Below are 11,568 nucleotides of genomic sequence, written 5' to 3'. Positions count from 1 at the left end.
AGTGGCTGCGCATTCCTGAATCAGCGAGTGACGGCCCTGGCGCTGGCGGTCACTGCCAACAGCAGAGCGGCTACGCAGGCGAAGGCCACCGTCAGGCTGGAAAACTGAGCGATAAAGCCGATCAGCGCCGGGCCGGCCAGAATACCGGCATAGCCGACGGTGGTAACGGATGCGATCGCCAAATTGGCCGGCATATCGCGTTGGTTGCCCGCGGCGCTGAACAGAATCGGCACGACGTTGGAAGCGCCCAGGCCAACCAGCATAAAGCCGACCAGCGAAACGGTGGCGTGATTGAAGGCGATAGCCAGGCTGAGACCGACAGCGGCGCACAGGCTGCCCAGTAGCAGCACCCGGTAGCGGCCCAGCGAGTTCACCACCCGATCGCCATTGAGGCGGCCGAGCGTCATGGTGATGGAAAACAGCGCATAGCCCAGCCCGGCCTGGCTGTGTTCGACGCCGCGCAGCGTGGTGAGGAACAGCGCGCTCCAGTCGAGCATCGAGCCTTCCGCCAGGAACATGATAAAGCACAGAATGCCGATAAACATCACCCAACCGCGCGGCAAGACGAACATCGGTCCGTCGTCGTCGGCGCCGCTGTCACGTAGCAGATGGCGGCTGGCGAACGCCAGCAGCACGATCACCGCCAGCACGGTGATCAGGGTGGATTGCAGCGGCGTCAGCCCCAGCCACAGCAGCGCGCTGACGCCGCCTGCGCCGGCGATGCCGCCGATGCTGAAGAAGCCGTGAAAGCCGGACATCATCGCCTTGCCGCTGTTGCGCTCGACGATCACTGCCTGCACGTTCATCGCCACGTCTATCATGCCGATCGCCGCGCCGAACAACAGCAGCGCCACGGCCATGCCGCCGAGGGAGTCCATCAGCGCCAGCAACGGCAAATCGATGCAAAGCCCCAGCCCCGCCATCAGGATCACCGCGCGGCAGCCCAGTTTGCCGGTCAGGAAGCCGGTCAGCGGCATCGCCAACATGGAGCCAGCGCCGATACATAACAACAGCAGGCCGAGCGAGCCGTCATCGAGGCCGATGCGCGTTTTGGCGAAGGGCACCAGCGGCGCCCAGGCGGCCATACCGAGGCCGGCGACGAAAAAGGCCAGGCGGGTGGCGATCTGTTGAGGAACGCCGGGCGTTTGCTGTTCATTGCACAAGGTGGCTGTCATGTAAGCGTCAGGATCTTGGGTCAAAAGAGTGGCGAAAGTTACTGACAGTTTTTATCACAATCCGCGATCCGGGTCGAAAAGATTCGCGCCTGATTCCTCTCTGGCGCCGCCTCGGCGCACCAGCCACAGGGCGATCGCCTGGACAATATAGTCTTTTTGCTGCTCGCCCAGCGCGATGCCCTGCGGTATGCCGTGCCATTTTTCCAGGCAGCTTCGGCAGCAGGTGGCGGTGGCGTGTTGGGCGACGAACACCGGGTGGCCGCGCATCGGCGTCTGCTTGCCATCGTTTTTGGGGTGGGCGGCGGCCAGACGACGATCGATAAAGTCGCGGGCATGGCTGAGGATCAGCGGCAAGCCTTTGTCGTCAAGATAGCTCTGGTCTTTGGGATTCAAACGGAAACGGGCGCGGAAGGGGGAGCCTTGCAGCCGCCGCCATAGCGCCTCTGGGTGAAATGGCATCATGACTTTACTCGCTGAGGGTGAGCTTTTTTTCAGGCTACCAGAAGTGAAACTCTGCGGCCAATTTTGCCTGTGACACACAATATTCTGCGAGATAAAGCACGAAATGAAAAACAAATTCAATTTGTAGACCAAAATAAGAGAAAAGATTAGCAATTAGTGCGGATGTAAATTGGCGAAACTATATCGCGAGGTTATTTATTTGCGTGCTATTTGTGCGGATTGAAATTGTGAGGACAGTGTGGAGGAAAATAAAAAACCGGCCAGAAGCCGGTTAAAGGTATGCAGAAATTATCTTCGGATAATGAAGGTAATAATGAAAATAATGATGATAGCGAGGTGATTATAGCGGCTGCGTGCAGGCGGCGTTTTGGCACAATGTGCTTATTGTCCAGTACAATTGTATGGTTGGCTTTTTTTTCTTAAAGATTTGTATAACTACATGATTTTTTATCAATTAATCTATTCTTTGTCTTTAAGTGCTTTATTTTGTTTGTCGGTAATGTTTTGTGAAAGTTCGCGCACATTTACATTTTGAAACCTTTATTAATCACGCTGAAACACTATCGGATACTTGGTATCATTTTCTTTCTGGATTAATATAACCCTTGTTACCAGAATGGTAATGCACAGTCGTGCTAATAATGCTCGAAAAGGGCAGTGGCCGTAGCTCGACATAATTAACGAGGATAATAACGATGAAACTTCGAGTACTCTCTCTGATGGTACCCGCACTGCTGGTTGCAGGCACAGCAGGCGCGGCGGAAATCTACAACAAAGACGGTAATAAACTGGATTTGTACGGTAAAGTCGACGGTCTTCACTATTTCTCCAGCAACAACGGCGTGGACGGTGACCAGTCTTACATGCGTTTTGGCCTGCGCGGCGAAACGCAAATCAGCGATCAGCTGACCGGCTACGGCCAGTGGGAATATCAGGCTAACCTGAACCACGCTGAAAACCAGGACAACAAGAACTTCACCCGTTACGGCTTCGCCGGTCTGAAATTCGGCGACTACGGTTCCTTCGACTACGGCCGTAATACCGGCGTGCTGTACGACGTCGCGGCGTATACCGACTTGCAGCCTGAGTTCGACGGTATGACCTACGGCGCCGACCAGTTCATGTTCCAGCGTTCCAGCGGCCTGGCGACCTACCGTAACAACGACTTCTTCGGTCTGGTTGACGGCCTGAACTTCGCCCTGCAGTACCAGGGTAAAAACGGTAATGGCGAAGAGACCAACAACGGTCGCGATGTCCTTGGCCAGAACGGCGAAGGCTACGGTATGTCCATGAGCTATGACATGGGCTACGGCATCAGCGCGGCGGGCGCCTTCTTCAACTCTCGCCGCACCAGCGAGCAGAACGGCGCTAACGGTCACCAGAACATCATGGGCCGCGGCGACAAGGCCGAAGGTTACTCCGGCGGTCTGAAATATGACGCCAACGACGTCTACCTGGCGGTGATGTTCACCCAGTCCTACAACGCGGCGCGTTTCGGCAGCTCCGACAGCAGCGTTTACGGCTACGCCAACAAGGCGCAGAGCTTCGAAGCCTACGCGCACTACCAGTTCGATTTCGGTCTGCGTCCGTTCGTCGGCTATAACCAGACCAAAGGTAAAGACCTGGGCCGCGCCGGTAACGGCAAGGACTACGGCGATCAAGACCTGGTCAAATTCGTCGACCTGGGTGCGACCTACTTCTTCAACAAAAACATGTCTACCTATGTTGATTACAAAATCAACCTGGTGGACAACAACGACTTCACCGACGCTGCCGGGATCAACACCGACAACGTGGTTGCCGTGGGCCTGGTTTACCAGTTCTAAGCACCTCAGTGTGAACGTCATCGCGCGGCCTTCGGGCCGCGTTTTTTTTGCCTGTAAACCGGTAAAAAGCACGGATTGATCCGCTATCGGCACGGGAAGCACCGTGGTTTTCCTCCTCTAAGCCTACGCTGTCAGTACAAAAAAGAGGGGGATGATATGGAACTCAAGATCGATAAGGTGATCGAAACGGTGCTGTACGTCAGCGATATTGAGCGAGCGGACGCCTTCTACCGAGAAGTGCTGAAGCTGCCGGCGATGGTCGCCAACGAGCGGTTCCGCGCCTATAACGTTGGCGATCGGAGCGTATTGTTGCTGTTTGTCGAGGGCGATTCACTGCGTGGGGCGCATTATCCGACCGGCTTTATTCCCGCGCACGATGGCGTGGGGCCGGCGCATATCGGGCTGGCGGTGGCAAAAGACCAACTGCCGCACTGGGAACGGCATCTGACGGCCAACGGCGTGGAAATTGAGGGGCGCATGCGTTGGGATCACGGTGGCGAGAGCATCTACTTTCGCGATCCAGACGCCCACCTGTTGGAACTGGTGACGCCGGGCATCTGGGCCAATTACTGATCGAACCCGCCTTGTGCCAACAACGCCAGCGCGGCATTCAGCACCTGCAACGCCGGCTGCGGCTGGCGCTCAATCTGCACCCTGACGATGGCGCCGTCGATCAGCATCGCCAATATCGCGGCGTGCTGTTCCCGCTGCGGGCCTGCGGGCAGGTGGCGCGCCAGTTCATCCGTCATCTGTTGCTTATGCCGGCCGGCGAGGTGCAGGCTTTCCGGCAGCAGATCGGCGATCTCCACGGCCGTATTGATAAACGCGCAGCCGCGAAAACGCGGATCGTCGAACCATTCCGCCAGGCAGGGCGCCATCGCCGGCAGTAACCCGCTGCTCTGCGCCACATGTCGATCCAACGCTGTACTGAACCAGGTTAGCCACTGCTGGTGGCGATAGGCCAAAAACGCCGTAATCAAATCGTTCTTGCTGGGAAAGTGGCGATAAAACGTCACCTTAGTGACGCCTGATTCCTTGATGATGCGATCGATGCCGGTGGCGCGGATCCCTTCCTGATAGAACAGATCGTGGGCCGTCAGCAGGATGCGCTGACGGGCGGGTAAGGTGTTGCGATCAACGGTCATCATTTTTCTCCCAGGCTATTTTCGAGTGATTGTAGACAGAGTTGTCTACTTGCCTATACGCAGGAGATGATCATGAGCATTAAACCCCCATTGCCGCCTTTTACCCGTGAATCCGCCATCGAAAAAGTACGGTTGGCGGAAGATGCCTGGAACAGCCGCGATCCTGAGCGGGTTTCGCAGGTCTATTCCCTCGATACCCATTGGCGTAATCGCGCGGAGTTTGTCGACGGCCGCGCGGCGGTGGTCGCATTTTTGCAACGCAAGTGGGCGAAAGAGCTGGAGTATCGGCTGATTAAGGAACTGTGGGCGTTTGACGGCGCGCGCATCGCGGTGCGTTTCGCCTATGAGTGGCGCGACGATTCCGGCAACTGGTATCGCAGCTTCGGCAACGAAAACTGGGAGTTCAATCAGGAAGGGTTGATGATCAACCGCCATGCCTGCATCAACGACATGCCGATTCGCGAACAGGATCGGCGTTTTCATTGGCCGCTGGGTCGGCGCCCAGACGATGTCCCGGCGCTGAGCGATTTCGGCTTTTGAATCCGATGTCGCGCCCGCGCCGGCCGATCGCGAGAAAAAGCGCACCGATCGACAAAGGGGAGTTTGTAGAAAAGCCTTTCCACTTCTAGACTTAGGGGACAACAAACGTACTCCAAGAGGACAAGCTATGACGAAGAAGTTGGTTTTGGCCGTCGGCACTGCGGCGGTATTTTCCATTCTTGCCGGCTGCACCGCCTATGACCGTGCAACCAGTTATGTCAATGAGCCGGTGGTCAGCGATGTCAAAGTAGGGATGACCAAGCAGCAGGTGCGGGCGATTGCCGGTCCGCCGTCGACGTCCGCCACGCTGATCCATGCGCAGGGCACTTGCGACACCTATGCGGTCGCGCCGCGCGATGGCAAAGTGCAAACGTATTTTGTCAGCTACAACGACACGGGCCATGTCATGAACAAGGGCTATCAAACCTGTTCAGACTACGATTCGCAGCCGAAGTAATCGCGTTTCAGCCGAACATAAAAGCCTCGCTTTTGCGGGGCTTTTCATTTTTTAAGCGTTTAAGGCCTGAAGTTTAGGCAACTGCGCCGCCGATGCGATTTTTTTGCATCAAAACGATAGACATTTCATAACGGTATCGCTAATATCAGCGCCCATTGGAAGGATGGCCGAGTGGTTTAAGGCAACGGTCTTGAAAACCGTCGAGTGTAACAGCTCCCAGAGTTCGAATCTCTGTCCTTCCGCCAAATTCAGCCGGCTTAGCTCAGTAGGTAGAGCAACTGACTTGTAATCAGTAGGTCACCAGTTCGATTCCGGTAGCCGGCACCATGACAGAGGCCCCAGCAGCGATGCTGGGGCTTTTTGTTATGGTGCTTGTACGAGGAAAAGGTGCCCACGCAGGAATACACGCTTCGAAGTGCGCCAGGATTAACCGATAATCGGGGGCATGTGCCGCAGTCAGTCCTTTGACCCAAGGGGGTATTCGCTGCGGAACTGGAGGTTGAGCGGTGCGATGTGCTGGTGGAAATAATAGCCGGTGGGTCAGCCCGGCTTTCAGATTGGGTTTATATATCCATAACCAGCCACTGATCCGCTTCTTCGAACATCTCTTCCAACATCCGGTTCAGCTTTTCGCGATCGCTTTTGCTGGCGTCGGAGTTCAGGCCGTTGGCCTGCATCGGTTTCACGCGCACTTCCGCCTCCGGGAACAGCGCATGCACGCGTTTTTCCAGCTCGCTGCGAATAATCTCGGCGGCGTTGGGCATCCCAGCGACGTTGCGTTTGTCGTACACCAATTCTACAAACATGACTCACCTTTAAATACTGATTTAATGTACAGTATTCTGGCCTGAGGCGCTCGGGTTGGCAAGAGGCGGCGCAGAATTTTACAAGGGGCGTTTATTCTTGCGCGGCGTGCGGTAAAGCCCGCCGCTGAATCCCCGTTCTGCGAGAAAAGGGAGCCGTCGCGTTAAGGCGATTTTTATCTGGCCTGCGTCAGCAGCTGCAAAAAGCGGCTCAGTGCGGCAAAAGGCGGCTCGCTGTTGCGCCAGAAAACACCCACGCTGCCTTTCTGCTCTATCTTCGGCAGGTTCAGGATCGCCAGTTGCCCCTGGCTGGCATAACGCTGCGCCAGCCGTAGTGAAAGAATGGAGATCATGTCGCTGCTTTGCAGCAGGTTGGTGCTGACGTTCATCGATGCCGATTCAACCGTGTTTTCAGGCAGCATCACGCCGTTATCTGCCAACGCATTATCGATGCTGAGGCGGATTGGCGTGCCGGTCGGCCAGACTATCCAGCGCCAGTGGGTGAGATCGTGCCAGGTGAGGGAGGCGGATTTTGCCAGCGGATGGTGAGGGCGGGCAACGAAGCATACCGGTTCGGTGTAGAGCACTTGATAGTTGAGCGGCAGTTGCAGCGCCCGCCCCCCGACGCGGCCCACGACGACATCCACCGCGCCCGCGAGCAGATCGTGCAGCAGGGGGGTCATCACCTTTTCCTCAATATTGAGATGCAGCGTCGGCATTTCTTGCAGCAGGCTCAATATGGCCTGCGAAACGCAGTCGGTCGCCACCGGCGAGCAGCCGATTTTCAGGCTTCCCACCAGCCCGCCTTGCTTAAAGCGGGCGATTTCAGACTGCGAACGCTCCAGATCATTGATCAAACGCTGCGCATGCTGAAGCAGCAACTTCCCCCCCTCGGAGGGGCGCAGCCCTTTGCTATGCCGCTCAAAGAGCGTGATCCCAATCTCATCTTCGAGCTGCGACAGCCATTTTGACAGAGCGGGTTGGGAGATGTTCATCATCCGCGCAACGTGGGTCAGATTTCCCTGTTCACCCAATGCCACCAACATTTGCAGATGGTGCAGCTTCAATTTCTGCGCCCAGTTCGCCATTTGTTATAACCCTCCGGTTATGTCTCCGCCCGAAAAGCCATTGTACATTTTATCGCTAAAGATACAAATTCGTAACATACCTAAAACAACACAGACATCTCTCTATCTGCTCCGAGGCGCTCACTATGACTCAACGGCGTGATTTACAAGCACTGATCGACGCAGCCCCTATCGGCAAGACGCAGTGGCGCGTCATTCTCTGCTGCTTTTTGGTGGTGATGCTCGATGGTTTTGACACCGCCGCCATTGGTTTCATCGCGCCCGACATCCGCGCCCAGTGGCAACTGTCCGCCGGCGAACTGGCCCCGCTGTTTGGCGCGGGGTTGCTGGGATTGACGGCGGGCGCGCTGCTTTGCGGCCCGCTTTCTGACCGCTTTGGCCGCAAGCGCGTCATCGAACTTTGCGTGGCGCTGTTTGGCACGCTGAGCCTGATTTCGGCCTTCTCCCCCGATCTGCAAACGCTGGTCGTTTTGCGTTTTCTCACCGGCCTGGGCCTGGGGGGCGCGATGCCGAACACCATCACGATGACCTCTGAATATCTGCCCGCTCGCCGCCGTGGCGCGCTGGTCACGCTGATGTTCTGCGGTTTCACGCTCGGTTCGGCCCTGGGCGGGATCGTCAGCGCCCAACTGGTGCCGAGGGTGGGGTGGTCCGGCATTTTGGTGCTCGGCGGCGTCTTGCCGTTGATGCTCTTTGCGGCGCTGCTGTTTGCCCTGCCGGAATCCCCGCGCTGGCAGGTTCGCCGCCAACTGCCGCAAAAGGTGATTGCCAAAACGGTCAGCGCCATGACTGGCGAGTGCGATGAAGAGACCCATTTTTATCTGAACGAAGCCGCCACGGCGGCCAAAGGCAGCATCAGCCCGCTGTTCGCCGGCCGCCAGTTGCGCATCACCCTCATGCTCTGGGCGGTTTTTTTCATGAGCATGCTGATCATCTACCTGCTCTCCAGCTGGATGCCGACGCTGCTTAACCACCGCGGTATTGATCTGCGGCATGCCTCCTGGGTAACCGCCGCTTTCCAGATAGGCGGCACGGTGGGCGCGCTGGGGCTGGGCGTGTTGATGGACAAATGCAATCCCTTCCGGGTGTTGGCGGTGAGCTACGCTTTGGGCGCGGTGTGTATTGTCATGATTGGCCTGAGCGAGAACGGCCTGTGGCAAATGGCGCTGGCCATCTTCGGCACCGGCATCGGCATCAGCGGGTCGCAGGTCGGGCTGAATGCTTTGACCGCCACGCTCTATCCGACGCAAAGCCGGGCGACGGGCGTCAGCTGGTCCAATGCCATTGGCCGCTGCGGCGCGATTGTCGGCTCGCTTTCCGGCGGCGTGATGATGGCGATGAATTTCTCATTCGATACGCTATTTTTCATTATTGCCCTTCCGGCGGCGCTCAGTACGGTGATGTTAATGCTGCTGACGGCTGTCGTTCGTCTGTCTGCCCCAGCCCCTGACACGTTGCCTCGCGCAGCGTCGTGAATGAAAAAGGAGAATCCCTATGCCTGAACGCCATCAGGATGTTAACCCCAGCCGCCAGCAGTTTTACCGGCAGATTTCCGGGCAGAACCTGACCCCGTTGTGGGAGTCGCTGCACCATCTGGTACCGTCAACGCCGAATGCAAACTGCGCCCCGGCTTACTGGAACTATCAGGAGATTCGCCCGCACCTGCTGGCCAGCGGCGAGTTGATTGGCGCCAAAGAAGCAGTGCGCCGCGTGCTGGTGCTGGAAAACCCGATGTTGCGCGGACAAGCCGCCATCACCCCGACGCTGTACGCCGGATTGCAGTTGATCATGCCGGGCGAAATCGCGCCGAGCCATCGCCATAATCAGTCCGCGTTGCGTTTTATCGTCGAAGGGAAAGGGGCATTTACCGCCGTTGACGGCGAGCGAACGCAAATGCATGAAGGCGACTTCATTTTGACGCCGCAGTGGCGCTGGCACGATCACGGCAATCCCGGCGCTGAGCCGGTGGTATGGCTGGACGGGCTGGATTTGCCGCTGGTGAACCTGCTGGGCTGCGGTTTCGCGGAAGACTATCCGCAAGAACAGCAGCCCGTGACGCGCCGGGAGGGGGACTATTTACCGCGTTATGCGGCCAATATGCTGCCGCTGCGCCATCAGAAAGGCAACTCATCGCCCATTTTCAACTACCGCTACGATCGCAGCCGCGAAACGCTGTACGACCTCACCCGCATGGGGGATGCCGACGAGTGGGACGGCTACAAGATGCGCTACGTCAATCCGGTGACCGGCGGCTATCCCATGCCCTCGATGGGCGCCTTCCTGCAATTGTTGCCGAAAGGCTTTTCCTCACGAAAGGCGCGCACCACGGACAGCACCCTCTACCACGTGGTGGAAGGGCGCGGCCAGGTCAGCATCGGCAACGAAACCCTTCACTTTTCGGCAAAAGATATCTTTGTGGCGCCGACCTGGTTCGACGTGTCGTTTCAGGTGGATGAAGACACCGTGTTATTCAGTTTTTCGGACCGGCCGGTTCAGGAAGCCCTGGGGCTGTTCCGTGAAGCACGTTATTAATTTGGGAGAGACAAAATGACGCAATACGTATTTGCACCGCCAGCCCCCGTGACTGTTCCAGTCGTGGGGAGTGATAAACAGTTCCCCGTGCACCGTGTCTACTGCGTCGGGCGCAACTATGCCGCCCATGCTCGCGAAATGGGCTTTGATCCGGATCGTGAGCCGCCGTTCTTCTTCTGCAAGCCTGCCGATGCGGTGGTGCCGGTGGCGGCCGGCGAAACGCTGGCGCTGCCGTATCCGGCGCAAACGGACAACTATCACTACGAAATCGAACTGGTGGTGGCGATTGGTAAACGGGGGAGCGATATTCCGTTGGAAAACGCGCATGAATATATCTGGGGATATGCCACGGGCCTGGACATGACCCGCCGCGATCGGCAGATGGACATGCGTCAAATGGGGCGCCCATGGGAAATCGGTAAGTCGTTCGATCTCTCTGCGCCCATCGCGCCACTGCATAAAGCCGGCGACAGCGCAGACGTCAACCATGCGCCTATCTGGCTGCAGGTCAATGGCAGCGATCGTCAGCGCAGCGACATCCGTCATCTGATCTGGTCGGTGAATGAAACCATCAGCTATCTGTCCGGCTTTTTTGAGCTGCAGCCCGGCGATCTGATTTTTACCGGCACGCCGGAAGGGGTGGGGGCGGTGGTGAAAGGCGATGTGATTACCGGGAATGTAGAGGGGCTTACCCCTATCGCCGTGAAGATTGTCTGAGGCTGATTCTGAGGTGAATGATGAAGCTGTACAGTTTTTTTAATAGCTCTGCGTCCTACCGCGTGCGCATTGCGCTGGCGCTGAAAGGTATCCATTACCAGACGGTGGGCGTCAATATTCGCATCGGGCAGCAGAATGAGCTGGCTTATCGGCGTATGAACCCGGTCGGGCTGGTGCCGACGCTGCTCACGGACGACGGCGAGTCTCTCAGCCAGTCGCTGGCGATTACCGACTGGCTGGATCGCCATTTCCCCCAGTCGCCGCTGTTGCCGACGGCCGATTCGGCGCGCAGCCGGGTACTGGAAATCGTTTATGTCATCGCTTGCGATACTCACCCGGTCAATAACCTACGGGTGTTACGCTACCTGAGTGAAGAGCTGAAGGTGAGTGAGGAAGAGAAAAAACGCTGGTATGCATATTGGATCCGGCAAGGGCTGAGCGCCGTGGAACAGCTGTTGCTCCAGAGGCCGCCAGGGCCCTTCTGTGTTGGCGACAGCCCGACGTTGGCGGATTGCTGCCTGATCCCTCAGTGGGCGAATGCCCTGCGGATGGGGTGCGATCTGAGCGGGTACCCGCGCTGTAAAGCGATTTACGACGTCTGCACTCGGCTCCCGGCGTTCATCGCCGCAGCGCCCGAAAACCAACAAGACAAAATCTCAGCCTGAGCTTGATAAGGAGAAAGGCCGTCGCGAAAGCGAGGCGCGCAATGATCGTTGGGGGAGGCAGGGGTGCAGCGGCTGCGTTCTCATCCTCTCGACGTGCAGACGAAAAAAAACCTGCTGTTACAGCAGGTTTTCTTGAATTTGGTCGGCATGAGAGGATT

Annotated in this window: 13 protein-coding genes and 2 tRNA genes; 10 read left to right on the top strand and 5 right to left on the bottom strand. The window is 57.4% G+C overall.

Annotated elements, in window-relative coordinates:
• Positions 1-20: 20 nt before the first annotated feature.
• Positions 21-1,175, bottom strand: a complete 1,155-nt coding sequence (locus tag HWW83_RS21735; protein ID WP_033651923.1) for an MFS transporter — start codon at positions 1,173-1,175, stop codon at positions 21-23.
• 54 nt (positions 1,176-1,229) lie between these two features.
• Positions 1,230-1,637 (bottom strand): DUF4186 domain-containing protein, encoded by a 408-nt coding sequence (locus HWW83_RS21730; RefSeq protein WP_071845124.1) that lies wholly within the window; start codon positions 1,635-1,637, stop codon positions 1,230-1,232.
• A gap of 695 nt (positions 1,638-2,332) precedes the next feature.
• Here HWW83_RS21730 and ompC point away from each other — a divergent pair.
• Positions 2,333-3,463: a porin OmpC gene (gene ompC, locus HWW83_RS21725; RefSeq protein ID WP_033643836.1), complete on the top strand. Its 1,131-nt coding sequence runs from the start codon at positions 2,333-2,335 to the stop codon at positions 3,461-3,463.
• 156 nt (positions 3,464-3,619) lie between these two features.
• A complete protein-coding gene (locus HWW83_RS21720; RefSeq protein WP_033643835.1) occupies positions 3,620-4,036 on the top strand; it encodes a VOC family protein in 417 nt (138 codons plus the stop codon).
• Here the strand turns inward: HWW83_RS21720 and HWW83_RS21715 are convergent.
• The gene (locus tag HWW83_RS21715; RefSeq protein ID WP_176589561.1) at positions 4,030-4,608 is read right to left on the bottom strand and encodes a TetR/AcrR family transcriptional regulator; all 579 of its coding nucleotides are present in this window, start codon (positions 4,606-4,608) and stop codon (positions 4,030-4,032) included. The genes HWW83_RS21720 and HWW83_RS21715 overlap by 7 nt on opposite strands.
• Before the next feature lie 72 nt (positions 4,609-4,680).
• On the opposite strand from HWW83_RS21715, the gene HWW83_RS21710 reads away from it, so the two are divergent.
• The 4 genes from HWW83_RS21710 to HWW83_RS21695 all read left to right on the top strand — a co-directional run bounded on the left by HWW83_RS21710 (position 4,681) and on the right by HWW83_RS21695 (position 5,932).
• Complete coding sequence (locus tag HWW83_RS21710) at positions 4,681-5,148, top strand: nuclear transport factor 2 family protein (protein WP_033643833.1); 468 nt, start codon at positions 4,681-4,683, stop codon at positions 5,146-5,148.
• Between the two features lie 127 nt (positions 5,149-5,275).
• Complete coding sequence (gene osmE, locus HWW83_RS21705; protein WP_004935874.1) at positions 5,276-5,605, top strand: osmotically-inducible lipoprotein OsmE; 330 nt, start codon at positions 5,276-5,278, stop codon at positions 5,603-5,605.
• A 157-nt stretch (positions 5,606-5,762) separates the two neighbouring features.
• Positions 5,763-5,850: transfer RNA gene (locus HWW83_RS21700), tRNA-Ser, on the top strand.
• Positions 5,851-5,856: 6 nt separating this feature from the next.
• A tRNA-Thr gene (locus tag HWW83_RS21695) sits at positions 5,857-5,932 on the top strand.
• Positions 5,933-6,168: 236 nt separating this feature from the next.
• On the opposite strand, the gene HWW83_RS21690 is transcribed toward HWW83_RS21695, so the two are convergent.
• Both HWW83_RS21690 and HWW83_RS21685 read right to left on the bottom strand, forming a co-directional pair.
• Positions 6,169-6,411 (bottom strand): DinI family protein, encoded by a 243-nt coding sequence (locus tag HWW83_RS21690; RefSeq protein ID WP_176589546.1) that lies wholly within the window; start codon positions 6,409-6,411, stop codon positions 6,169-6,171.
• Positions 6,412-6,584: 173 nt separating this feature from the next.
• Positions 6,585-7,496, bottom strand: a complete 912-nt coding sequence (locus HWW83_RS21685; RefSeq protein ID WP_089192038.1) for a LysR family transcriptional regulator — start codon at positions 7,494-7,496, stop codon at positions 6,585-6,587.
• Positions 7,497-7,621: 125 nt separating this feature from the next.
• Between HWW83_RS21685 and mhbT the strand changes: the two genes are divergently transcribed.
• From mhbT to maiA, 4 genes are read left to right on the top strand one after another with little or no spacing between them, the layout of a single operon-like run.
• Positions 7,622-8,971: a 3-hydroxybenzoate transporter MhbT gene (mhbT, locus tag HWW83_RS21680; protein WP_122004454.1), complete on the top strand. Its 1,350-nt coding sequence runs from the start codon at positions 7,622-7,624 to the stop codon at positions 8,969-8,971.
• A gap of 19 nt (positions 8,972-8,990) precedes the next feature.
• Positions 8,991-10,028: a gentisate 1,2-dioxygenase gene (gene gtdA, locus HWW83_RS21675; protein WP_069100284.1), complete on the top strand. Its 1,038-nt coding sequence runs from the start codon at positions 8,991-8,993 to the stop codon at positions 10,026-10,028.
• A gap of 15 nt (positions 10,029-10,043) precedes the next feature.
• Positions 10,044-10,745 (top strand): fumarylacetoacetate hydrolase family protein, encoded by a 702-nt coding sequence (locus HWW83_RS21670; protein WP_033652522.1) that lies wholly within the window; start codon positions 10,044-10,046, stop codon positions 10,743-10,745.
• A 20-nt stretch (positions 10,746-10,765) separates the two neighbouring features.
• A complete protein-coding gene (gene maiA, locus HWW83_RS21665) occupies positions 10,766-11,410 on the top strand; it encodes a maleylacetoacetate isomerase (protein ID WP_176589545.1) in 645 nt (214 codons plus the stop codon).
• Positions 11,411-11,568 lie beyond the last annotated feature (158 nt).

Source organism: Serratia ureilytica, from assembly GCF_013375155.1.
GTDB lineage: Bacteria > Pseudomonadota > Gammaproteobacteria > Enterobacterales > Enterobacteriaceae > Serratia > Serratia ureilytica.
Note: the sequence above shows the minus strand (reverse complement) of the source record. Positions and strands in the feature narration are given on the sequence as shown.